This is a genomic window from Lactococcus lactis, assembly GCF_029023865.1.
GTDB lineage: Bacteria > Bacillota > Bacilli > Lactobacillales > Streptococcaceae > Lactococcus > Lactococcus lactis.
Genome location: NZ_CP118969.1, coordinates 1,137,632 through 1,160,228, shown reverse-complemented (window position 1 = coordinate 1,160,228; position 22,597 = coordinate 1,137,632). Strand labels below are relative to the sequence as shown.

24 protein-coding genes and 1 riboswitch are annotated in these 22,597 nt (G+C 34.3%); of the genes, 3 read left to right on the top strand and 21 right to left on the bottom strand.

Features of this window, described 5'->3' with window-relative positions; translation table 11 throughout:
• Positions 1 to 37: 37 nt before the first annotated feature.
• From PYW37_RS05915 to PYW37_RS05895, 5 genes are all read right to left on the bottom strand, one after another.
• Positions 38 to 898 (bottom strand): Rgg/GadR/MutR family transcriptional regulator, encoded by an 861-nt coding sequence (locus PYW37_RS05915; RefSeq protein WP_023189298.1) that lies wholly within the window; start codon positions 896 to 898, stop codon positions 38 to 40.
• 374 nt (positions 899 to 1,272) lie between these two features.
• On the bottom strand, positions 1,273 to 2,340 hold the full coding sequence (locus tag PYW37_RS05910; RefSeq protein WP_023189299.1) for an ABC transporter substrate-binding protein: 1,068 nt from the start codon (positions 2,338 to 2,340) through the stop codon (positions 1,273 to 1,275).
• 47 nt (positions 2,341 to 2,387) lie between these two features.
• Positions 2,388 to 3,188: an ABC transporter permease gene (locus PYW37_RS05905; RefSeq protein WP_010905791.1), complete on the bottom strand. Its 801-nt coding sequence runs from the start codon at positions 3,186 to 3,188 to the stop codon at positions 2,388 to 2,390.
• A gap of 1 nt (position 3,189) precedes the next feature.
• Positions 3,190 to 3,978 (bottom strand): ABC transporter permease, encoded by a 789-nt coding sequence (locus PYW37_RS05900; RefSeq protein WP_012897758.1) that lies wholly within the window; start codon positions 3,976 to 3,978, stop codon positions 3,190 to 3,192.
• On the bottom strand, positions 3,975 to 5,261 hold the full coding sequence (locus PYW37_RS05895; RefSeq protein ID WP_023189301.1) for an ABC transporter ATP-binding protein: 1,287 nt from the start codon (positions 5,259 to 5,261) through the stop codon (positions 3,975 to 3,977). The genes PYW37_RS05900 and PYW37_RS05895 overlap by 4 nt, the downstream gene beginning before the upstream one ends.
• Positions 5,262 to 5,690: 429 nt before the next feature.
• Between PYW37_RS05895 and PYW37_RS05890 the strand changes: the two genes are divergently transcribed.
• Positions 5,691 to 5,831 (top strand): hypothetical protein, encoded by a 141-nt coding sequence (locus tag PYW37_RS05890; protein WP_023189302.1) that lies wholly within the window; start codon positions 5,691 to 5,693, stop codon positions 5,829 to 5,831.
• Positions 5,832 to 5,984: 153 nt separating this feature from the next.
• On the opposite strand, the gene murB is transcribed toward PYW37_RS05890, so the two are convergent.
• The 13 genes from murB to PYW37_RS05825 form a co-directional block, all read right to left on the bottom strand.
• A complete protein-coding gene (gene murB, locus PYW37_RS05885) occupies positions 5,985 to 6,884 on the bottom strand; it encodes a UDP-N-acetylmuramate dehydrogenase (RefSeq protein ID WP_010905790.1) in 900 nt (299 codons plus the stop codon).
• Between the two features lie 42 nt (positions 6,885 to 6,926).
• Entirely contained in the window at positions 6,927 to 7,526 is a 600-nt protein-coding gene (gene niaX, locus PYW37_RS05880) for a niacin ECF transporter S component NiaX (protein ID WP_025017055.1), read from the bottom strand.
• A 254-nt stretch (positions 7,527 to 7,780) separates the two neighbouring features.
• Positions 7,781 to 8,671: a homoserine kinase gene (gene thrB / locus PYW37_RS05875; RefSeq protein ID WP_012897755.1), complete on the bottom strand. Its 891-nt coding sequence runs from the start codon at positions 8,669 to 8,671 to the stop codon at positions 7,781 to 7,783.
• A gap of 4 nt (positions 8,672 to 8,675) precedes the next feature.
• A complete protein-coding gene (locus PYW37_RS05870) occupies positions 8,676 to 9,962 on the bottom strand; it encodes a homoserine dehydrogenase (RefSeq protein ID WP_023189304.1) in 1,287 nt (428 codons plus the stop codon).
• A gap of 175 nt (positions 9,963 to 10,137) precedes the next feature.
• Positions 10,138 to 10,776 (bottom strand): deoxynucleoside kinase, encoded by a 639-nt coding sequence (locus PYW37_RS05865; protein WP_025017056.1) that lies wholly within the window; start codon positions 10,774 to 10,776, stop codon positions 10,138 to 10,140.
• Positions 10,777 to 10,905: 129 nt separating this feature from the next.
• Positions 10,906 to 12,189 carry a bifunctional folylpolyglutamate synthase/dihydrofolate synthase gene (locus tag PYW37_RS05860; protein ID WP_025017057.1) on the bottom strand — a complete coding sequence of 428 codons (1,284 nt, stop codon included), beginning with the start codon at positions 12,187 to 12,189 and terminating at the stop codon, positions 10,906 to 10,908.
• 18 nt (positions 12,190 to 12,207) lie between these two features.
• Complete coding sequence (locus PYW37_RS05855) at positions 12,208 to 12,705, bottom strand: NUDIX domain-containing protein (protein ID WP_021721819.1); 498 nt, start codon at positions 12,703 to 12,705, stop codon at positions 12,208 to 12,210.
• A gap of 2 nt (positions 12,706 to 12,707) precedes the next feature.
• The gene (gene folP / locus PYW37_RS05850; RefSeq protein WP_023189308.1) at positions 12,708 to 13,781 is read right to left on the bottom strand and encodes a dihydropteroate synthase; all 1,074 of its coding nucleotides are present in this window, start codon (positions 13,779 to 13,781) and stop codon (positions 12,708 to 12,710) included.
• On the bottom strand, positions 13,778 to 14,827 hold the full coding sequence (folE, locus tag PYW37_RS05845; protein ID WP_023189309.1) for a GTP cyclohydrolase I FolE: 1,050 nt from the start codon (positions 14,825 to 14,827) through the stop codon (positions 13,778 to 13,780). Before folE ends, folP begins: the two co-directional genes overlap by 4 nt.
• A gap of 79 nt (positions 14,828 to 14,906) precedes the next feature.
• On the bottom strand, positions 14,907 to 15,257 hold the full coding sequence (folB, locus tag PYW37_RS05840; protein ID WP_003132106.1) for a dihydroneopterin aldolase: 351 nt from the start codon (positions 15,255 to 15,257) through the stop codon (positions 14,907 to 14,909).
• Between the two features lie 53 nt (positions 15,258 to 15,310).
• A complete protein-coding gene (gene yihA, locus PYW37_RS05835) occupies positions 15,311 to 15,898 on the bottom strand; it encodes a ribosome biogenesis GTP-binding protein YihA/YsxC (protein WP_010905788.1) in 588 nt (195 codons plus the stop codon).
• Entirely contained in the window at positions 15,895 to 17,130 is a 1,236-nt protein-coding gene (gene clpX / locus PYW37_RS05830) for an ATP-dependent Clp protease ATP-binding subunit ClpX (protein WP_012897750.1), read from the bottom strand. The genes yihA and clpX overlap by 4 nt, the downstream gene beginning before the upstream one ends.
• 243 nt (positions 17,131 to 17,373) lie before the next feature.
• Positions 17,374 to 17,880: a dihydrofolate reductase gene (locus PYW37_RS05825; RefSeq protein ID WP_010905786.1), complete on the bottom strand. Its 507-nt coding sequence runs from the start codon at positions 17,878 to 17,880 to the stop codon at positions 17,374 to 17,376.
• Positions 17,881 to 18,278: 398 nt separating this feature from the next.
• Between PYW37_RS05825 and PYW37_RS05820 the strand changes: the two genes are divergently transcribed.
• Together PYW37_RS05820 and PYW37_RS05815 are read left to right on the top strand one after the other, a co-directional pair.
• Positions 18,279 to 18,788, top strand: a complete 510-nt coding sequence (locus PYW37_RS05820; protein WP_010905785.1) for a tRNA (cytidine(34)-2'-O)-methyltransferase — start codon at positions 18,279 to 18,281, stop codon at positions 18,786 to 18,788.
• Positions 18,789 to 19,022: 234 nt separating this feature from the next.
• Positions 19,023 to 19,310 carry a hypothetical protein gene (locus PYW37_RS05815; protein ID WP_223848639.1) on the top strand — a complete coding sequence of 96 codons (288 nt, stop codon included), beginning with the start codon at positions 19,023 to 19,025 and terminating at the stop codon, positions 19,308 to 19,310.
• Positions 19,311 to 19,338: 28 nt separating this feature from the next.
• Here PYW37_RS05815 and PYW37_RS05810 read toward each other — a convergent pair whose 3' ends face one another.
• From PYW37_RS05810 to guaC, 3 genes are all read right to left on the bottom strand, one after another.
• The gene (locus PYW37_RS05810) at positions 19,339 to 20,643 is read right to left on the bottom strand and encodes a nucleobase:cation symporter-2 family protein (RefSeq protein WP_023189312.1); all 1,305 of its coding nucleotides are present in this window, start codon (positions 20,641 to 20,643) and stop codon (positions 19,339 to 19,341) included.
• 48 nt (positions 20,644 to 20,691) lie between these two features.
• Positions 20,692 to 21,285, bottom strand: coding sequence for a xanthine phosphoribosyltransferase (locus PYW37_RS05805; protein WP_003132093.1), 594 nt, complete (start codon positions 21,283 to 21,285; stop codon positions 20,692 to 20,694).
• A gap of 111 nt (positions 21,286 to 21,396) precedes the next feature.
• Positions 21,397 to 21,494: riboswitch (purine riboswitch) on the bottom strand.
• Between the two features lie 62 nt (positions 21,495 to 21,556).
• Positions 21,557 to 22,546 (bottom strand): GMP reductase, encoded by a 990-nt coding sequence (gene guaC, locus PYW37_RS05800; protein WP_012897747.1) that lies wholly within the window; start codon positions 22,544 to 22,546, stop codon positions 21,557 to 21,559.
• Positions 22,547 to 22,597: the final 51 nt, after the last annotated feature.

Here is a 22,597-nt window from a genome sequence, read left to right as displayed (position 1 = left end):
CTTAAATATTTTTTAAACTTTTAAATATATGAAAACATTACAATTCTCCTAAATCGTAAATCTCTTCATAAAGCTCCTGAGCTGCTTGAGTATATCCATATTTTTCGATGTCTTTAGCACAATCTTGCATCATTAGTTTCCCTTTTGGGTCCTCCAATAGATGGAGATAATGTCCTTCCAAATATCTTAATGTAATGGCTTCTTCAAAAAACTCAATCGGTATTCCAATTGTCTTAACACGATTAAGACAAACCAATGCCTTCTCTAATTTTTTTCGATTAAGCCAGGTGTCTGCAAGATTCAACATTGTCCGAATGACCATTTGTTGGTTCTGGTGAACATTTTTATAGTAACTTGACTTATCAAATATTTCTGTACCATAATAATCCAACATATTATCGTCAAGATAATGCTGACAAACACTGAACACCCAAATTTCATACCTCCCCCACTGTTCTACTAAATCCAAATAACTCATCAAAACATCAATATCATCTTTGGTGGGGTTCCCACCAGCAGTAGAAGCGAGTGATACCTTAGATACAATGTAATTTAATTTGAAATATTTTTTATCCGAATTTTTTTCTGATTTCTCTTTCCAATAATGCAACCATTTTTTGATTTGATTCAAGTCTTTGATACGATGTGCTTCTCGAAGCTCATCATGAAAAGTATAGTTTTCAGACAAGGAATAATTATCATAAAAATCTTGAAATTCATCTAACGAGAGTTGAGTGTTTTGGAGCAAAAGTAAAAATTTATCAATCGTGAGTGAGGTTTCTCCACGTTCAAACTTTGATTCCTGAGCCAAAGAGAATTCATTTGCCGTCACTTCTCTAAGTGTTAAGTGCTTCGCCTCTCTAAGAATCGAAAATATCTTGCCAGTTTTATTTCCCATTATTTTTTCGCTTTCTCATATATTCAAACAAATTATACCAAAAATCTCTGTAAGGTATGAGGTATGTGCTCAGAGTGATATTATGGAACAAAAAAATGGAGCTTATACTCCATTTTTACGCTAGTCTTCATCCTTTGCAGTCCCAATGTGTGGTTCCAAAAGATTAGCTGGATTTAGTCATAATGCATTGTGAAACTTCTCGCTTGCTTTGTTGCGTATGCTGTTGTATTTTCTGAGACAATTATATGCGCTCAAATTCTTGTACCACTGTACCCATTCAAATTTAAATTATTTCTTATTTATATATACTCGTTGTTTATTTACGTCCAAGCATTTTTCTTCAAATTAGACTAAATCACTCTAAATATCACTTTTTATTTATTCATCTTAAATTCTAAATATAAATCATTATAAATTCCAGTCCAATATGGATTAAGGTTTTTGTAGGCTTCATCGTCTTTGATGGTTGCTTCATCTGGATAAAAGGATTTATTATCTCGAATTTCTTTGGGTAAGAGGGCTTTGGCTTTCAAATTTGGGGTTGCATAACCAATCCACTGCGCATTTTGGGCTGCATTTTTGGGTTCTTGCATGAAATTGATAAATGCGTAAGCTGCTTTGACGTTTTTAGCTGTTTTTGGAATGGCTAAATTGTCATACCAAATATTTGTTCGCTCGGGGATAACGTATTTCAAATTTTTATTTTCAGAGGTCATTTCTGCTGCTTGTCCGCTATAAACAACGGCCAAAGGTGTTTCATTATTAATCATGTAATTCATGATTTCATCACCCAGAATTGCTTTTACATTTGGCGTAAGTTTTAGAAGATCTTGATAAGCTATATCTAGCTCTTTTTGGTTGGTTGTATTTAATGAATATCCATGTTTACTAAGGACCATTGCCATAACGTCACGCACACTGTCTGTCAGTAAAATTGAGTTTTTGTAAGTTGGTGACCAGATATCATTCCACGTTTTTGGTGGCCTTGTTACTGTTTTTGAATTATAAACAATCCCTAATGTTCCCCAGAAGTATGGAACAGAATAGTGATTTCCTTGGTCAAAAGCCGGATTTAGGAGTTTAGGGTCATCATCTTTTAAACCTTTAATCTTACTATGGTCTAGCTTAATGAGCAAATTTTCTTTGGCCATTTTTTCAATCATGTAATCGGAAGGAACAATCAGGTCATAAGCTGTTCCTCCTTGTTTGACTTTTGAATACATGGCTTCATTGGAATCAAAGGTCATATAGTTTACTTTATAACCTGTTTCTTTTTGAAATTTACTAATCAAGTCTGGGTCGATATACTCTCCCCAGTTAAAAATGGTCAGGCTATTATTTTGAGTTTTGACTCCATCAGCAGCTTTCATTCTATTAGTAATCAGCCCTAACGAGGCAGTAATAATCAAAATTCCTACAAAGAAGTATGATAATTTTTTCAAGTTTCTCCTTTCTATACTTTGAGCTACAAAGTATCAGTAAAATAGTTTTAAGTCAGATTTGAAGATTTTCCAACAGTTTCTGAATCTCTCATAATATAATAATAGCCTATAACTAATAGAATTGAAAAGAGAAATACAAGAGTAGAAAGGGCATTAATTTCTAAAGAAATTCCGGCGCGAGCTCTGGAATAGATTTCAACTGATAGGGTTGTGAAATCATTTCCTGTGACAAAGAAAGTGACAGCAAAATCATCTAAAGAATAAGTAAATGCCATAAAGAAACCAGCAATAATTCCTGGTGTTAAATAGGGCAGGGTAATTTCACGCATTATTTGGCTTGAATTTGCCCCTAAATCATTTGCGGCATCAATGAGTGAACTATCCATTTCTTGATAAAGCGGCATTACCATCAGAACAACAATAGGGATAGAGAAGGCAATATGACTGAGTAAAACAGACATAAAACCAAGTTTCATTCCAACAATTGTAAATAAAATCAGGAAGGAAGCACCGATGACAACGTCTGGGGAAACCATTAAGACATTATTTAAGCCCAGTAAAGTTTCACGACGTCTTCTCTTGAATTTAACAAGGTTCAAAGCACCAATTGTTCCAATAACTGTAGCAATCAGTGAGCTTAAAAAGGCGAGAAAGAAAGTTTGAACAACAATCAGAATTAGACGACTGTCAGCAAATAACGTTTTGAAATTATCTAATGTGAAACCTGTAAATTTGCTCATATCACTTCCGGAGTTGAATGAGTAAAAAATAAGGTAAAAAATAGGTGCATATAAAAGGATGAGGACAAAGGTGAGGTAAACTTTACCAAGTGAATTTTTATTTCGCAAATCAATCTCTCCTTTCTTTCGTCATTCTCATGACAATCAACATGGCTACAACTAAAACAACAGCAATGGTTGAACCCATTCCCCAGTTTTGTGTCGTTAGGAAGTGTTCTTCAACGGCCGTACCGAGTGTGATGACTTTATTCCCACCGATTAAACGCGTCAACATGAAGAGTGACAAACTGGGAATAAAGACAGCCTGCACTCCAGCTCTGACACCGTTTAGTGAAAGTGGCCAAATCACTTGAGTAAAAGTTTGGAAACGTGAGGCGCCTAAATCGGCACTCGCATTTACCAAATTATCATCTAAATCATTTAAAGCATTAAAAATTGGTAAAACCATAAAGGGAATGGAAATATATGATGCGACCAAAATAAAACTTAGGTCAGTAAATAGAATCTGTGTCCGTCCAATTCCCAAAAACTGTAAAAAGTTATTAACTGAACCATATTTACCAAAAATTCCAATAAAGGCATAGGCTTTGAGTAACAAGTTAACCCATGTAGGTAAAATAATAAGCATGAGCCAAAATTGTTTCATTTTTAGTTTGGTCAAAACATAAGCTACGGGGTAGGAGATGACAAGGGTTGCTACAGTAATAATCAGTGCGTAGAGAATAGAGTTCCATGTCATTAAGAGGTAAGTTCCGCTAGAAAAATAGAGGATATAATTGTTAAGGGTAAAGTGACCATTTAAATCAAAAAATGATTGCCATAAAAGCATGGCCAAAGGGACGATAACAAAGAAAAGAATCCAGAGAAAATAGGGAACAGAATAAATTCTTTTGGTCACTTATTGGCCCCACTTTCTTTATTTTCTGACTCAGATTCATTCTCTTGCTTTTGTAAAATTTCATTCACTGTTTCAGCAAGTTCTGTCAATTCCATCGTGTTTTCAAGCGCTTCTTTAACGGCTTCTTGAATGGCAGCTTCTTCTTCGGCATTTTCTTCTTCGACAGCATTAGCTAAACCGACAGTTTCTTCTTCTTCAACATATTCTTCAATACGTGCGTCAAATTCTTCTTCTGTTTCATTAAGACGCATGATGTGAATGGCTTCTGGGTCAAAATCGAGTCCAACTGTTTCTCCAACAATGGCTTTATGCGTTGAATGAATGAGCCATTCGTTATTAAATTCATCGTAGGCTACAATTTCATAATGGACGCCACGAAAGAGTTGAGTATCTACTTTTACATTGAATTTACCTTCGTCAGGCAGTGTAAACCAGATATCTTCAGGGCGAATAACAACCTCAATTGGTTCATTTTTACGCATCCCACCATCAACAGCTTCAAATTTCTGACCATTAAATTCAACGAGATAGTCTTCAATCATTCTTCCGTTTAGAATGTTTGATTCTCCAATGAAATCAGCAACAAAATGATTAATTGGTTCATCATAAATATCAGTTGGAGTCCCTGATTGCACAATTTCGCCTTCATTCATGATGAAGACCCAATCAGACATTGCTAGCGCTTCTTCTTGGTCATGCGTAACAAAGATAAATGTAATTCCAAGACTTTGTTGTAACTCTCTTAATTCATATTGCATATCTTTTCTGAGTTTCATATCAAGTGCTGAAAGAGATTCATCAAGTAAGAGAACTTTAGGGCGATCAATTATGGCACGGGCAATAGCTACCCTTTGTTTTTGCCCTCCTGATAATTTAGTAATTGAACGCTTTTCAAAGCCGTCTAAACGCACGAGTTTTAAACTCTCAGAGACGCGCTTGGCAATTTCCTTTTTATCTACCCCTTTAATTTTAAGAGCGAAAGCGACGTTATCAAAAACGTTCATATTTGGAAAAAGAGCATAGGATTGAAAAATAGTATGAACATTTCGTTTATTTGCGGGTAAGTCATTAATTCTTTTATTATCAAGAATAACATCACCATCGGTTGCATCAAGAAGCCCAGCAATAATATTTAAAATTGTTGATTTTCCTGAACCTGATGCGCCTAAAAGAGTATAAAATTTTCCCTCTTCTAGTTCAAATGAAATATCTTTAAGAACGGTTGTATCAGTGTCAGCATAAGTTTTACTGACATTTTTAAATTCGATAATTGTTTTTGACATTTTTTTAATTCCTTTGAATATAAAGATGTGATAAGCCGTAAAATTGCTTGTAAGTAATATAAAAAACCAAGCCAACGCTTGGTTTCATCATCAATTTAAGTTTTCTGATTCCAAAAGGAAAAACAGAAAAATCTAGTGCAGAGTCTATACAGCAGAAGAACTTTTAATACTCTTATTGATGCGCCAAAGCGTGTTTTTCTTGGGTGGGGCTTTTATATTCCCCATAACTCCTAAAAAGAGTTAATCAATAAGGCAACGAAAGTCGCCAATTTCGGCTTTTGACCCGGCTGTCCGTCTGGCCTTGGCTCAATTTTTACTGACAAATCGTCAATATTTTACTGACGAGATGTTATTTTTACTGACGAAAAGTATTTTTGAGAAATTTTTAGTTTCATCAGTTCAATGCGACCAAAGTAAGTCATTGAATCGGTGGATAAGGGAAGTTTCAGCTTTGCTGAAATTTCTATCAGTTCAATGCGACCAGAGGAAGCCATTGAAGCGGTAGATAAAGGAAATTTCGACTTTGTTGAAATTTCTGTCAGTAAATTAAATCCAGAATTCAACCATTAAATTGGCAGATAGAAAGGTCTAATTTGCTGACGGTTTATTCATCAGTATAATTGAGCGGTCAAATCTTCTGTATATGCACAGAACACCATTAATTATAGCTTAAATTAGATGATTTATCAAGTTGAAATTTGAAAAAGACAGGAAAATCCTGTCTTATTTTTCACCGATTATTCTAACTTCAGGTTCAAGAGTGACCCCTGAGTTTTCTTTCACTTTATCAATAACATGTGCGATAAGTTTTTCATAATCTGTCGCATTTCCATTTGCAACATTAACCATGAAACCTGCATGTTTTTTGCTAACTTCAACACCGCCAATGCGTACGCCTTGTAGATTAGCTTCTTGGATTAATTGTCCCGCAAAATGACCGACTGGGCGTTTGAAAACTGAACCGCAACTTGGATATTCCAAGGGTTGTTTACTTTCACGCAGGAAATTGAGTCGATTCATTTCATTTTGAATTTGAGTCGGATCACCTGCTTGGAGTTCAAATTTTGCTGACAAAACAACCAAATTTTTGTCACGAATGACAGAATGACGGTAGCCAAATTGCATTTCACTTGCAGTCAGAACCGAAATGTTTCCGTCAGTATCCATAACTTTGCAACTTACCAAAACTTGAGAAATTTCGCCACCATAAGCTCCAGCATTCATGAAAACAGCACCACCAATTGAACCTGGAATTCCGCAGGCAAATTCAAAACCTGTCAGTGAATTTGCTTGTGCCACTTGTGTTACTTCTTTTAATTTTGCACCAGCTTGAGCTTCAATCGTATAGCCAGCCACTTTTACTGACTCTAATTTTTCAAGTAAAATCACAAGGCCACGAATTCCACCATCACGCACAATCAAATTTGAAGCATTTCCAAGCACAGTAACTGCTGTGTCAGTTGATTTTGCTTTAACTAATAATTCTGTCAGTGCTTCAATTGTAGCTGGAAAAGCTAAGATATCTGCTGGTCCACCTACTTTTGTATAGGTATATTTTGATAATGGTTCATTAAATTTAACCAGCAAATCTGGGATATTTTCAAGGTCAGTTTCTTTTATCATATCCTTATTTTATCATTTTCTATTAAAGATGACAATTTTGTCTTAAATTTCGGCTTTAACTTTCTTTTTATTCAAGAAACCTTTAGCTTTATCGAAGATATCAATTGGGAAGGCTTTGCTCAAAACATTGCACAAACCAAGCGCTAAATTGAAATCAATTATACTGTGAACAAGACCACCAAAACCAATCAATAATAGAAGATTAAGTAGAGCAGCTTGATCAATATTTGCAAAACCTAAAGAATAAAAGACATAAACTACTAAAGTTTCCAAACCAGCATGAAAAATACCGAGAATAAAATTAAAAATTTGGATTTTAACTTTTTGATGAACAAGTTCAGGATGTTTCTTTAGGACATAAGCACCCACTGTCATTACAGGGAGATGCATAAGGGCACGCAACCAAATAGTTGGTACCGGAATACTAATCATAAATCCTAGGGTAGTTCCTAGAGCAACAAAAGCGGTCATTAATGGACTGAAAAACATGGCAGCCATTACGGGAACATGTGAGGCAAGCGTGAATGATGCAGGACCAATAATAATTTTAGCCGGCATAATCATTGGAATTAAAATTCCAAGTGCAGTTAGCATCGCAGCAATAATCAGATTTCTGACTTTTGCCTTTTTTGTTTGAGCCATTTGAGTTTCCTTTTCTTTTTAAACTCTTGCTTTAAAAAAGCGGACAGTAGGGCAATAATGGTTTTTCATTTAAATCACATTTCCTGTCAATAAAAGAAATTTAATTATTCATTACTTTTAACTTTAAAAAAAATGATCAATCAAAAACCTTGTTCTGACAAATAAAATGAAAGTTAGTGAACTACTTTACATTCTTTTTTGCTTTAATGATTATATCATTTTATATGTAAAATAATCAAGAAAAAAATCTGTATTTATAATACAGATTCTTCTACTTGTAATCCATTACTGTCAACTTCCAAGGAATAAAGTTGACCAGATAAATTTTGCTCATTAATTTTTTCTGTCAGTAAATTCAGCTTATCATCGGGTAAAAGTAGCATTACTGTTGGCCCCGCCCCAGATAAATAAGTTCCATAAGCACCAAATTCATGACCAATTTCTCGCAAAATTTTCAGTTCAGGAACTAAAGAAGCGCGATAATTTTCATGAAAACGGTCAGACTCTATCATTTGCCCAGCAACTTTTAAATTTTTTGTCAAAAGACTGGCCGTCAGTACATTTGCAATAGAGCTGGCAGCAACGGCCTCTTTGTAAGCCAATTCCTTAGGTAAAACTTTTCGACTTTCAACAGTTTTTAACTCATAGTCTGGAACAAAAGCTAGAAGTTTACATGAAGGAAAGTCTGAGCTAACATAATTCGTTTTGTCAGCAACAGTACTTGCTATAACTAAATTTCCCAAAAGTGCTGGTGCAACATTATCAGGGTGCCCTTCAATTACACAAGCAAGTTCAAGTTTTTCTTCCGTTGTCAAATTTAGCTTTGCTAGTTGATTAGCCAATTCAATACCAGCAATAATGACTGAACTTGATGAACCCAAACCTCTTGCTAAAGGAACTTCCGAAGTCATTTTCAAATGATATTTTGCTGACAGACTACTATTTTTAGCTTTCAAAACTGCTGACAGCGTGGTCAGTAATAAATTTTTTTCGTCAGTAGGAATATTATTTCCTAAATCATGGTCAATTTTCCAATCATTACTTTCTTCAAGTACTTCCACTGTCAAATACAAGTTGACCGCAATACCAATTGAGTCAAAACCTGCACCTAAATTTGCTGATGTCGCTGGTACAATAATTTTCATTTTCCTAGTCCCCCAAAACTTTAAAATAATTAAGTAATTTAAAATCTACTTCTTCTTTTAATTTATCTTGAATGGCCAAAAGTTGAACGCGGTTAATCTGATGACTGATAATCACAACAACTGCACGATGTCCATCACCTTTTTGTTGTAAAACTTGTTCAAAAGAGACATCTTCACTTGTAAATAACTCCACCAAGCGCAATAATTGCCCAGTTGAATCTGGTGTTTCAACGGAAAAATAATATTTATTTACAATATCATGAGGATTAGCTAAGCTCGTTGGACGTGCGTATTCATTAAACGGCTTCCCAATTGTTCCATCTTTTACCCGTTTAACAATTCGAACAATATCAGCTAAAACACTCGTAGCGGTTGGCTTTTGACCTGCTCCCGCCCCATAGAACATTGAATCCCCAATTCCATCTGATTCAATAAAAACAGCATTCATAACACCATTGACACTGGCCAATGGATGACTTTTTGGAAGAAAAGTTGGGCTAACCTCAGCGAAAATTCCTGATTCAACCTCATTAATTTCACCTGTCAATTTTAAAACATAGCCAAATTGTTGAGCAATTTCAACGTCAGTTTTTTGAATCGTTCTGAGGCCAGATTTAGAAATTTGATCAGGACTTAGAGTCATTCCGAAAGCAAATTCACTTAAAATCGCTAATTTATAACTGGCATCAATTCCGTCAACATCATTTGTTGGGTCAGATTCAGCATAACCAAGTTCTTGAGCTTTGGCCAAAGATTGGTCGTAAGTCCATGCCTCCTCTGACATTTTCGTCATCATAAAATTACTTGTTCCATTAAGAATTCCTAAAAGATGTGTGATTTTGTCTGATGAAAATGAATTGGCTAAAGTTCTTAAGATTGGAATCCCACCAGCAACAGCCGCTTCATAATAAAGAGCAACATGATGTTTCTCTGCCAAAGCACGCAATTCAGTTCCATGAACAGCCAGTAAATCCTTATTGGCTGTGACAACATTTTTACCCGCTTTAATCACTTTCGTAATGTAGGTCTTAGCCGGTTCAATCCGTCCCATCAACTCAACAACAATTGAAATCTCAGAATCAGCCAAAATTTCTTCTAAAGTTAGAACAAAATCATATTGATAACCCTGTGCTCTAGCTTTTTCAATTGCTTTTTCATCTCTCATCAAAACTTTTGAAATGACGATTTCTTCATCTAAAATTTTTGATAGTTTTTCTTTATTCTCAGAAATTAAAGTTGGAAGCCCAGTTCCAACTGTCCCAAACCCCAATATTGCTATATTTACTGTCATCACTTCTCCTTTTCAAACAAAAATTAAATTTTAAGATAATTCAAAAAATAACTTTCGCTCAATTTCTTAATATTATACCATTTTTATCGAAAAAATTTACTGACAGAAAGCTCAGTAAATTTAAAAGAATAAAAATTACTGACAGCCTTGTCAGTAATAATAATTTCACTATTTTTTAAAGCAAATCTAGTTTTTTCAACTCATCATCGATTTGTCCCAAAACTTCATCAAGATGTTCAGGATTATTGACAAAATCAATAGAATCACCATCGATTCTCAATTTTGGCGAAATGTTGTAATTTTTATACCAATCAGGATATTCATCATGCACTTGAGCATAATAATCTTTTAGTCCTTCTTGATTTTCAATTTGTTCAAATGAACGTCCACGTTGTGCAATTCTTGAGAGCATTGTTTCAAATGACACATCAATATAAACCAATAAATCCGGACATTTTTTGGGCATTCCATCAAGTTCTTCTAACATATTTGCTAATAAATCTTGATAAATTTCCAATTCAGTTTTTGTTACATTTCCATTTTTATAGTTCAAAGTTAGGAAAAGTTCATCCTCAAAAATCGAACGGTCAAGCACGTTATTATCCTGACGATAAGCCATTTTAATTGATTCAAAACGTTTATTCAAAAAATAGATTTGTAGCAAGAAAGCATACTTTTGAGGGTCTTGATAATAAAGATCAAGAACAGGATTATTGTCCACCGCTTCATAAAAAACATCCGTTTTCAAATGTTCTCCTAAAGCCTTTGCTAGACTCGACTTCCCTGCACCAATTGTACCTGCTAATACGATCAAAATTGTCTTTTCCTCCTCGTCATTTCTTCAAAAGAAAGAAATGAATTTATAAATCTATTTTATTATAGCCGAATTTTTTAAATTTACAACTATTTATTAATTTTAAAAACTAAAAAATCATTTTAGTTATTACTTCTCTTTTTTCAAAAACTCACGAACTTGAGATGAGAAATAGAGAGAGCCTGTAACTAATAACAAATCATCTTCAGCTAAATTTTTTTGCGCACGAACTAAAGCTAATTCCCAACTTGGAGCCAATTCAACCCCTTCTTCTTCCAATTTTTGAAAATCCCCCAAATTCAAAGCTTTCGGATAATCAAAAGTTGTCAAAATCAGATGCGAATTTTTCACAGTTTGAAGCATTTTTATCATTTGACTAATATCTTTTGTAGTAATGGCTGAAAAAATGATTGTAATCTTTTTATCTGGAAACTCAGAGCTAAGGTTTTCAAGCAAACGATTCATCGCATGAACATTATGAGCACCATCCAGTAAAATGAGTGGTTTTTCACCCAATTTTTCCATACGAGCTGGCCAAAAAGCTTCACGAATTCCAGAACGAATCACATCCTCAGTCAATTCAATCCCAACCTTACTTGCATAAACCTGAGAAAGTTCAATAGCCATACCAGCATTTTCTATTTGATGTAAGCCAACTAAAGATTTTTCAATATCCAATATTGCTTCTTGACCAGAAAAGAAATTAAAATGTTCGTGTTCTTCCACTTCCGTACGATAATCATATGGAAATTGATAAACACGCGCTGTATTTTTTCTAGCCACTTCCCGTATAACCCGAAGTGCTTTTAATTCAATATTTCCAACAACTACTGGAATTCCTGGTTTAATAATTCCAGCCTTTTGAGCTGCGATTTCTTCAATGGTCGAACCAAGAATATCAATATGATCTAAACCAATTGTTGTAATTCCAGAAACAACAGGTTTAATCACATTTGTTGAATCAAGAAGTCCGCCTAAACCAACTTCAATAACCGCTAAATCAACCTGCTCATCAGCGAAATATTTAAAAGCCATTGCCGTGATAATTTCAAATTCGGTAATTCCAGTTAGTTCAGCATCTTTATCAAGTTCAGCAACAAGAGGCTGGATCAATTCTACATAATAAATTAATTTATCATCAGCAATCGGGAGTGCATTAATCGACATCCGCTCACCAAAAGTGGTGATGAAAGGACTTGTGAAAGAAGCAACCTTCAGACCTGCCTGCATAAAGATTGAGCGTGTGAAAGCGACTGTGGAGCCTTTTCCATTTGTTCCAGCAACGTGAATCATTGACAAAGACTCTTCTGGATGACCAAGCAATTCTAAAAGGGCCGAAACACGACTTAGGCCTGGGCGAATATTAAATTTTAAACGTGAATGTATCCATTCCAATGCTTCTTCTATAGACATTTTGTGACCTTTTCTACTTTATCTTTTGTATTGATAATATTTTTTAAATTCATCAGGAGCTTCAGTCCTATCAAGAAGGAAAAAAGGCAATTCAGCAAGGTCTGCTTCTTTTTCTTTTAATTCCAATAGAAAACGAAAATCAATGTGTTGATGTTCTTTCTCATTCTTAATTTTGTTGTAAGGAATATTAATCAAGTTAACATCTACCAACTTGCCTGATTCTGACGCTGAAAAACCTGTTTCTTCATGGAACTCACGAATCGCAGTTTCCAATGGCTTTTCTCCTAGTTCAACATGACCTGCTGGAAGCAAAAGCTCCTTTTGATAAGGGTGTTCAATAAAAAATAGTTTATGTTTTTTAAAAACTAATGCACTTGCTGACAATTGTAAATCTGGATTCTTTTTCCCCCGAAGCTCTAAAGTCGAATTTTTCAATAATCGAATAATCTCGGAAAATTTTTCTTCACTTCCAATAGCAGATAAAGCTTGAATTTCAGCAATTAGGTCTTCATTCATTTTTAAAATTCCTTATAAATTTCAATTGCATCGAGTAAACGTTTAGTCTCCTTAACATCATGAACACGCAAAATCCGTCCCCCGTCAGCAACCATTTGCGCTTCTAGGACAAGGCTTGAAAAAAGCCGCTCATCTCCTTGGGCATTGAAGAGTTTTCCCATAAATGACTTACGAGAGATTGCAATCATAAGAGGTAAACCTATTCTGCTTAAAATTTCAGTTGATTTAACCCGCTCAAGACTATCTGAACCTGAATCTCCATTAAAAAAACCAACTCCAGGATCAATAACGATTTGTTCAGCTTTTAAACCAAGTTGAAGTAACTCTTCTTTTTTATTTTCAAAAAATAATGGAAGTTCTTCATAAACATTATCAGCATAACTAAAACCAGCTCGCCCATTATTCATAGCAACTAAAGCCGGTTGATACTTTTCTACCACTTTTAATTTATCATTTGTATCAAAACCATCAATATCGTTAATAATATCAACCCCAGCGTCTAAAACTCGTTCCATGACATAAGCTTCATCCGTATCGACAGCAAAAATCGCTTTAGGAAAGTTTTTTTTCAACTCAAGAATAGGTTCTTTCAGTCTGTTCCATTCCTCTTCTGGGCTAATATCGTCATATCCTGGTTTCGATGATTTCCCTCCCAGCTCAAGAACAGAAGCTCCATTTTCTAAATCAGCTTCTACTCTTTTTAAAATATGAGAGAGGTTTAAATTATCTGGATCTCCATCATAAAAAGAGTCTGGTGTAACATTGACGATTGAATAGACAATTGACTTTCTAGTTAAATCAAAATTGAAATTTTTACCTGACCAAATGATTTGATGACGCTTATAAATCACTTCAAGCATTTTTTTATCTTCATCATTTTCAAAAAGATTAATCAATTTTGCTAAGTCATCAATTGTTAAAACTACTAACAAGGAGTCTGGAGCCAGTCTTGTCAAACTACCATTTCGATAAAGTTTTTTTTGAAGAGAAATCATTTCATTGTGATTTAACTCATCAAATTTTAGGATAATATTTTTAAGAGAAAAAGATTCTTGATTAAGTTCTAAGATTTTCATAAAAGACTTTCTAAAAATTCCATTCTTTTTTCATTATTTTCTTTAAATTCACCTAAAAAATAAGAAGTTTTAGTAATAGAATTTACTTTTTTTACTCCACGCATTTCAACGCACATATGACGTCCTTCAACAAGAACTGCCACTCCTTTAGGATTCAAAATATCAGTCAAAACATCTCCAATATCATGAGTGATATTTTCTTGAACTGAGAGTTTGCGCGAAACATAATCAACTAAACGGGGAATTTTTGACAAGCCAATAATTTTTCCATCAGCTGGAATATAGGCAACATGAGCTTTCCCAAAAAATGGTAACATATGATGCTCACACATTGAATAAAAAGGAATATCTTTAATCAACACGATTGAATCCGTTTTAGAAGAATCAATTTCAAAAAGTTTATACTCATTAAACTTGCTTAAGCGTTGTGACGAAAGAATTTCTTCATACATTTTAGCTACTCTCGCTGGAGTTTCAAGTAATCCTTCTCGATTTGGATTTTCACCTACTGCAAAGAGAATCTCTTTAACAGCATCTTCAATACGATTTCTTGGTGTTTTTTCTTCTTTTATCACATGGAGCTCTTGTTCACTTACTGAAAGTTCGGCTATTGCTTTTTCTATTGACGCATAATATTTAAAGTCTTTATCAATAAGTTCAAAAATAGGTTTCAAGACAAAAAGACGATTAAAAGCTTCTTTATGTGGAATAACCAAGTTTTCTTCTTGCATTTCTAAGTCGTTATAGAAAATAATATCAATATCAATTGTTCTTGGCCCCCAATGAATTTTTCGCTCACGGTTCAAAGATAGCTCAACTTCATGAATAAAAGATAATAATTCCAAAGGTTCAAGTAGCGTTGCCACCTTTAATGCCAAATTAGTAAAATCATCTTGTTTGACGCCGCCGACTGGAGTACTTTCATAAAAATTTGATACTTTTTCAATCATAATTTTAGGGTGTTTTCCCAATAAACGAATGGCTTCATGTAAATAATACTGACGGTCACCAATATTACTTCCCATGCTTAAGTAAGTTGTTTGCATAAGTCCTCCATTTAGACATAATCTTTTATGATTTTGTTTCTCTTCTATCTCTTTAAAATATTTATCTTAAAAACCAGCTTTAGCCTCTCATCTCAATTTCAGCTGAATCAAAAATTCCTTCAATCGGTACGGCTAATTTTCTAAGATGGACTTCAACCGTTGATATACGCTCTGAAGTAGCCTTTACTGCTTGAATAATTTCAAAGGCAACATGTTCAATTAAATCAGCTTTTGAAGATTCTACAACTGCTTTTGTTGCCTCATAGAAATCAACATAAGACAAAGTTTCATCTAATTCGTCTTTTCCTGAAAAATCAAAATTTGTTTCCACGATTAAATCAATTTCGAGATTTTGTCCGAGAACTTTTTCTTCTGGCAGAACACCAATATGTGCCCTAAATTTTATATTATTAAGTTTTATTTTGTACATATTTCCTCTTTTTAAGTGTAGAAAAGGCTATGAATCTCTTCATAGCACTATTTTCAGAGATATCTTAAAATCGCTTCCCAAGCTTCTTCAAATCCTGTCTTATCAGTAGAAGAAAAGATAATAAAATCATCTGTACTATCAAATTTCATTGCTTTTTTGATAATAGATTCATGTTTATTCCACTTACCACGTGGAACTTTATCGGCTTTGGTCGCAACTAAAATCACTGGAATATGGTAGTATTTCAAAAACTCATACATCATCAAATCATCTTCTGAGGGTTCATGACGAATATCAACTAAGCTGACAACTGCTTTTAAATTTTCTCTTGTTGTCAAATATTCCTCAATCATTTTACCCCATTTTTCGCGTTCCTTTTTAGAAACGCGAGCGTAGCCGTAACCAGGTACGTCAACGAAATGAAGTTGATCATCAATATTATAAAAATTGAGCAACTGTGTTTTACCAGGTTGACCAGAAGTTCTGGCAAAGTTTTTACGATTAAGTAAAGTATTAATAAAACTTGATTTACCGACATTTGAACGCCCAGCTAAGGCAATTTCTGGCCAATCATTTTCTGGATATTGTTTTTTTGATGCTGCTGAAATTGTTATTGTCAGATTATTTGTATTTATGGTCATTTTTTCTTGGCCTCTCGAATCATTTGTGGCTCAGCTTTCCCGTCAACAACTGCTTCATTAATAATAACTTTGGTAATTTCTTCATGACTTGGAACTTCAAACATGATATCCATCATTACTTCCTCAATAATTGAACGAAGTCCACGCGCTCCTGTTTTGCGCTCAATTGCTTTTCTAGCAATTGCCATGAGGGCTTCATCTTCAAATTCAAGTTCAACATTATCAAATAAAAGGAGTTGTTTATATTGTTTAATCAAAGCGTTTTTAGGTTCTGTCAAAATTTGAATCAAATCCTCTTCGGTCAGACGTTCCAAAGCAGCAACAATTGGCAGACGACCAATAAATTCAGGGATTAATCCGAATTTTTGAATGTCCTCGGCAATAATTTCTTGCATATAAGAATCATCGTCATTTAATTTTTTATTATTGGCACCAAAACCAATAATTTTTTCACCTAAACGTTGTTTGACAATTTCTTCAATCCCGTCAAAAGCTCCACCAACGATAAATAAGATATTTTTGGTATCAATTTGAATCATTTCTTGATTAGGGTGTTTACGTCCACCTTGTGGTGGAACACTAGCTACTGTCCCTTCAATAATTTTCAAAAGGGCTTGTTGAACACCTTCCCCGGAAACGTCACGAGTAATTGATACATTTTCAGATTTTTTAGCAATTTTATCAATTTCATCGATATAGATAATTCCACGTTCAGCACGTTCAATATTGAAATCACTCGCTTGTAAAAGTTTTAAGAGAATATTTTCAACGTCTTCTCCAACATAACCAGCTTCAGTCAAACTTGTCGCATCTGCAATCGCAAATGGAACGTTGAGTGATTTCGCTAAAGTTTGAGCGAGAAAAGTCTTACCAGAACCGGTAGGTCCGATTAATAGAATATTTGATTTTTGTAGTTCAATATCTTCAGCAATTTTACTTGCTGTAAAATTAATTCGTTTGTAATGATTATAAACGGCAACTGCAAGTGCACGTTTTGCTTTTTCTTGACCTATCACGTACTCATTTAAATGGTCAAACATTTCTTTAGGTGTTTTAACTTCAAGCATTTCTGAATCTTGTTCTTCTCTTAATTCTTCTTCTAAGATTCGAGTTGAAAGTTCAATACATTCATTACAAATATAAACGTCTGAACCGGCAATCATTTTTTTTACATCATCTTGACTCTTTCCGCAGAAAGAACAATGTATATTTGGATTTTGTGTATTTGACATAGTTATTTTTTTCCTGATTTCACTAACATAAAAAGTAAGTATTATTGGCTTACTTAAAAGGCACTTTTTCTATTTTTTAAAATAAAGTTCCAGAAAAAGCGTGAATTGTATTTACGAGGTTCGTAAAAGCATTGAGTAAAAACAATACTCCCAGACCCCAACGTTTTTTTCTAAAGCATTGAATAGCGATGACAATGCTAATCCAACAAAGGAGAGCTGTGAAAAGCCCAAAAATTGATTTTGTCATGGTTGTTTCACTTTTTCATATTTTTTAATTGTAAAAGTATAAGAATTCCGCTCATCTTTATCGTGAAATTTTTCAGAGACTAGCTTAAATCTTCCAAAGTCAAATGTACTTGGAAAATAAGTATCTCCTTTAAATTTTTCATGAACAACTGTTCGATAGAGCAATTCAAGTTCAGATTCAAAAAGGGCTAAAATTTCAGCTCCTCCTGTGATAAATAAGTCTTTATTTTGCTTATGGTACCAATCTAGAACTTCCTTAGGGCTGTGCATGATGAGCACTTTTTCATTATCTGATTGATAAGTTTCATCGCGAGTTAAAATAATACTTATTCTCCCTGGCAATACACGTTTATTCATTCCTTCAAACGTTTTTCGTCCCATCAAAATCACTTGATTCATGGTTGTTTCTTTAAAATGTTGTTGTTCAGCAGGTAAAGACCAAGGCATTTTATCAGCTTCACCGATAAGACCTGCTTCATCTTCTGCCCATATTCCAATTATCATAGCAACCCCTCTCATTGATTTTTACTTTTACTATTATAGCAAATTTTTGCTGTTTTCGCTTTGACAAGTTTGATATTAGTCACTCATTTTTAAAAATAATTTCTTTTTTTTATCAAAAAAATTTAGTTTTCTCTTTACAAAATACAAAAGAAGTGGTATGATATCAATTATATTAATTTGTTTCAATCTTTCCTGTTATGATTAAAGCAAATTAGTCCCCCAACTAGACTTCTTGCTGAGATTGACTCCGAGGGGTCTAGTTTTTTTGTTTTTTACTTTAATTAATTTACTGACAGCTCTTCTGCTTATGGTAAAATGTTCTTAAATAATTACATTTTGCTCATAGATTTTTTGATAAGGCTGTCAGTAAAATTTTTGTTATTAAGAAAGTGTATTTCATGAATCATATTGCTCTTTTTGAACCTCGTATTCATTTCAATACAGGAAATATCGCCCGCACTTGTGCGGCTACTAATACCGTTTTACATTTAATTGAACCCTTTGGTTTTGAAATTTCTGATAAGCATCTTAAGCGTGCTGGTTTAGACTATTGGGATAAGGTAAATATTGTCTATCATAAAAATTTAGATGATTTTATGAATTCAATTAATGACGGAGGACAACTCTATTTGGTCAGTAAATTTGCTGAGCATGTTTATTCTGACGTTGATTACTCCGATGATGAAAAAGATCACTACTTCTTGTTTGGCCGTGAAGATACTGGTTTACCTGAAGAATTTATGCATGAACATCGTGATGAATGCATTCGTATTCCAATGAATGACGAACATGTTCGGTCATTAAATTTATCAAATTGTGCTTGTATGATTGTCTATGAAGCTTTAAAACAACAAGATTTCCGTGGACTAGAACTCGTTCATACTTATGAAAAAGATAAGTTAAAATAATTGTATTTATAAATAGACAAACGCCCTATTACTGACAGGCGTTTTTTTATTGTTCTTTTATTTAGCGGGTGCTATAATGAAGGCAAATAAGAAGGAGATACAAAGATAAAGAGCATTTTATGAAGGCTAAACTAGGCAATGAAATTGTTGAATATTGGCAAATCAGCCTGACTAAACCCGCAAACGAATCGTGGGTCTTAGAGGGGACAGCTCTCGTGGTCTGGTCAATTTGCAATGAATAAGGAGACCAAAGAAAAATTACTTGCTGACGGAATGTCTACAAAAAATCCAGCTGAGCATGATACCCTTTCTAAAGAAATAAAACATTTGGACTGGCTAGGGCTTTATATTTCGCCAAATAAGCTGAGTAATGCTTATCCGAATAATATTTATCTTGTAGTCAATCAAGTACGCATCCCAGCCTTTGGACGACTTGGAGAGTACCTCCTAGTAGCACCTGATGGTTCTTTTGAAATTTACTCTGAAAAGAAATTTCAGCGAGATTTCGAAAAAATTCAATAAAAAAACCACCTCAACGGTGGTTTTTATTTTATTTTGTTTCGTCATTAACTAATTCATCTTTTTTTCCATGATTAAATACTAAATTCAGGATAATTGCTGAAACAGTACTCATCACAATCCCATTAGAAACAAAAGGTTGAATAAAGCTTGGAAGTGCTGTAAATAAGTTTGTTGAGTTAAAACCAACACCCATCGCAATAGCAACCGCAGCAATCAGAAGATTTTGATTTCCTTCAAATTCAACTTTTGCCAACATTCTAATTCCTTGTGTGGCAACCATACCAAACATAATCAACATCGCTCCACCCAATACTGGAGTTGGAATAAGTTGTGCAACAGCGGCAAATTTTGGAATAAGTCCTAATACAATTAAAAATCCAGCTGTGAAATAAATAGGTTTACGTGTTTTAATTCCTGATAATTGCACTAAACCAACGTTTTGTGAAAAACCTGTGTAAGGGAAAGTGTTGAAAACACCACCAAGAAATACAGCAAATCCTTCCGCACGATAACCATTACGCAAACGTTTTTCATCAAGATTTTCACCAGTAATATCAGCAAGAGCTAAATAAACTCCTGTCGATTCAACCAATGACACGATAGCAATAATAATCATCATTAATGAATCAGCCAAATAAAATTTAGGTGCTGAGAAATAAAAAGGTTGTGGCAAGTGTGCCCATGGTGCTTGAGAAACAACTGAAAAATCAACTAAGCCCATGCTAGCAGCCAAAATTGTTCCAGCAATAAGTCCAATTAAAATAGCAATAGAACGAATAAATCCAGTAGTAAAGATATTAATTAAAAGAATAATCACTATAGTTGAAACAGCTAAAATTAAACTTTGGATTGTTGGTTTATCAACATTATTCCCCATATTGCCAATAGCAACAGGAATAAGGCTTAAACCAATTGTTGTAATTACTGAACCAGTAACGATTGGTGGAAATAGTTTTCGGATTTTAGAGAAAATTCCTGAAACCAAAATAACGAAAACCCCTGCAACCATTAATGAACCAAACATTGCTCCAGAGCCATGTCTTTGACCAATAATAATTAATGGAGCAACAGATTGAAAAGCAACACCAAGGACAACTGGTAAGCCAATCCCAAAGTGCTTACGTAGTTGAAGTTGCAAGAAAGTGGCTAAACCACACATAAAAATATCTGCTGAAATTAAATAGGTTAACTGAGTTGCTGAGTAATTTAAAGCTCCAGCAATCATGATTGGAACAAGAATTGAACCTGAATACATGGCCAGCAGATGTTGTAATCCTAAAACAGCAGATTTTGAGTTACTTTGCTCCTGGCTTTGTTCATTTTTTTGAGACATTTTGATTTTCCTTAAATTTTTCTTTTTTTATTTTCTTATTGCTTAAGCTTAGTCGAAATCTTTATCATCGGCTGGGGCGAAGATGACTTTACCATCTTCAAATTTTTCAATCCGGGCAAGACTGGTAAGTTTCATTCCTTGGTCAAGAAGTTTTTGACGGCCATCTTGGAAAGATTTTTCAATCACCATTCCTAAACCGACAACTTCTGCTTTAGCTTGTTCCATTAAATGAACCAAACCAAGTGCTGCTTGACCATTAGCTAAAAAGTCATCAATAATCAAGACTTTATCGCCTTCTTCAATGAGTTTGCTTGAAATTTGGACAGTTGAAGTTAATTTTTTAGTGAAAGAATAAACTTCTGTAATCAATAAATCATCATTCATAGTTACATTTTTTGCTTTTTTAGCAAAAATCATTGGAACGTTGAGTGATTCAGCAGCATATAAAGCAGGGGCAATCCCACTTGCTTCAATGGTTACGACTTTTGTAACTCCTGCATTTGCATAAACTTGTGCAAAACGTTTCCCGATTTCCTTCATCAATTGATAATCCACTTGGTGTGTCAAAAAGCGGTCAACTTTAAGAATGTCTTGTCCTAATACTTGACCGTCTGTATGAATGCGGTCTTCTAATAACTTCATTATTCTCTCCTTAAAAAAATTTTTTCTCATCTGTGCCCACAGGTGAGAAAAACGTCTCGTTATAAAAAATAACAAGACGTTTCAAATACGCAAAAAAGAAATTAAATTTACTGAAAAATCGAATTTCCTTATTGTCTCGCATTTACGGTACGAGGTAGAAACGCCCAGCCATATTCTAGGTATAAATAAGATTGTTCTATTATAGACTAAATGCTAAAGTTTTTCAAGCATAAGTCTTGGTATTCCCGAACAATGGGAAAGAAAATGCTTACTAAATCGCATCACCATTCCAAATTGAGTTTTTAACAACAACATAATCAACTTTTGTCAGCGCAGACAAATCACGACCGCCAGCATAAGAAATTGAACTTTGGAGATCTTCTTCCATTTCTTTCAATGTATCTTTAAGTGAGCCTTTGTGAGGAAGGAGAATTTTCTTTCCTTCGACATTTTTGTGTTCACCTTTTTGATATTCTGAAGCCGAACCAAAATATTCTTTGAAAAGTTGTCCGTCACGTTCAACAGTTTGTCCTGGTGATTCTTCGTGTGCAGCAAAAAGTGAACCGACCATTACCATTGTTGCTCCCATACGGATTGATTTCGCAATATCGCCATGGGTACGAATTCCGCCGTCAGCAATAACTGGTTTACTTGCTGCTTTAGCACACCATTTTACCGCTGCAAGTTGCCAACCGCCTGTACCAAATCCAGTTTTAACTTTTGTAATACATACTTTCCCTGGACCAATGCCGACTTTAGTCGCATCTGCTCCAGCGTTTTCCAATTCACGGACAGCTTCTGGCGTTCCAACATTTCCAGCAATCACAAAAGTTTGTGGCATCAAACGTTTAATCAATTGAATCGTTTTAATAACAGAATCTGCATGTCCATGAGCAATATCAATTGTAATAAATTCGGGAATGAGTGCGTCTGCTGAAATTTCTCGAATAAAAGCATGTTCATCTGCTTTAACACCAACAGAAATTGAGGCAATCAGGCCTTGTTGGTGCATTTTTTTAATAAATGCCGCTCTATTTTCTGCTTCAAAACGGTGCATGATATAGAAATAGCCTTCTTTTGCAAGCATTTCAGCAATTTTATCATCAATAATGGTTTGCATATTCGCTGGAACAACAGGGAGCTTGAACGTAAAATTTCCTAGTTTTACGCTTGTGTCTGCTTCTGAACGGCTATTAATGACACATTTATTTGGGATAAGTTGGATGTCTTCGTAGTCAAATACTGAGTTTAGATTATTCATTGCAATTTCTCCTTGAGGATGAGTAGGCTTTTATGAATTTCTAGCCTGTGA

What these genes read in the sequence shown, in the direction of transcription:
- PYW37_RS05915 (WP_023189298.1), bottom strand. Translation starts at nt 898, where the DNA reads ATGGGAAATAAAACTGGCAAGATATTTTCGATTCTTAGAGAGGCGAAG.
- PYW37_RS05895 (WP_023189301.1), bottom strand. Translation starts at nt 5,261, where the DNA reads ATGTCAAAAACAATTATCGAATTTAAAAATGTCAGTAAAACTTATGCT.
- murB (WP_010905790.1), bottom strand. Translation starts at nt 6,884, where the DNA reads ATGATAAAAGAAACTGACCTTGAAAATATCCCAGATTTGCTGGTTAAA.
- niaX (WP_025017055.1), bottom strand. Translation starts at nt 7,526, where the DNA reads ATGGCTCAAACAAAAAAGGCAAAAGTCAGAAATCTGATTATTGCTGCG.
- thrB (WP_012897755.1), bottom strand. Translation starts at nt 8,671, where the DNA reads ATGAAAATTATTGTACCAGCGACATCAGCAAATTTAGGTGCAGGTTTT.
- PYW37_RS05870 (WP_023189304.1), bottom strand. Translation starts at nt 9,962, where the DNA reads ATGACAGTAAATATAGCAATATTGGGGTTTGGGACAGTTGGAACTGGG.
- PYW37_RS05860 (WP_025017057.1), bottom strand. Translation starts at nt 12,189, where the DNA reads ATGTCTATAGAAGAAGCATTGGAATGGATACATTCACGTTTAAAATTT.
- PYW37_RS05855 (WP_021721819.1), bottom strand. Translation starts at nt 12,705, where the DNA reads ATGAATGAAGACCTAATTGCTGAAATTCAAGCTTTATCTGCTATTGGA.
- folP (WP_023189308.1), bottom strand. Translation starts at nt 13,781, where the DNA reads ATGAAAATCTTAGAACTTAATCAAGAATCTTTTTCTCTTAAAAATATT.
- folE (WP_023189309.1), bottom strand. Translation starts at nt 14,827, where the DNA reads ATGCAAACAACTTACTTAAGCATGGGAAGTAATATTGGTGACCGTCAG.
- folB (WP_003132106.1), bottom strand. Translation starts at nt 15,257, where the DNA reads ATGTACAAAATAAAACTTAATAATATAAAATTTAGGGCACATATTGGT.
- yihA (WP_010905788.1), bottom strand. Translation starts at nt 15,898, where the DNA reads ATGACCATAAATACAAATAATCTGACAATAACAATTTCAGCAGCATCA.
- clpX (WP_012897750.1), bottom strand. Translation starts at nt 17,130, where the DNA reads ATGTCAAATACACAAAATCCAAATATACATTGTTCTTTCTGCGGAAAG.
- PYW37_RS05825 (WP_010905786.1), bottom strand. Translation starts at nt 17,880, where the DNA reads ATGATAATTGGAATATGGGCAGAAGATGAAGCAGGTCTTATCGGTGAA.
- PYW37_RS05820 (WP_010905785.1), top strand. Translation starts at nt 18,279, where the DNA reads ATGAATCATATTGCTCTTTTTGAACCTCGTATTCATTTCAATACAGGA.
- PYW37_RS05815 (WP_223848639.1), top strand. Translation starts at nt 19,023, where the DNA reads ATGAATAAGGAGACCAAAGAAAAATTACTTGCTGACGGAATGTCTACA.
- PYW37_RS05810 (WP_023189312.1), bottom strand. Translation starts at nt 20,643, where the DNA reads ATGTCTCAAAAAAATGAACAAAGCCAGGAGCAAAGTAACTCAAAATCT.
- PYW37_RS05805 (WP_003132093.1), bottom strand. Translation starts at nt 21,285, where the DNA reads ATGAAGTTATTAGAAGACCGCATTCATACAGACGGTCAAGTATTAGGA.
- guaC (WP_012897747.1), bottom strand. Translation starts at nt 22,546, where the DNA reads ATGAATAATCTAAACTCAGTATTTGACTACGAAGACATCCAACTTATC.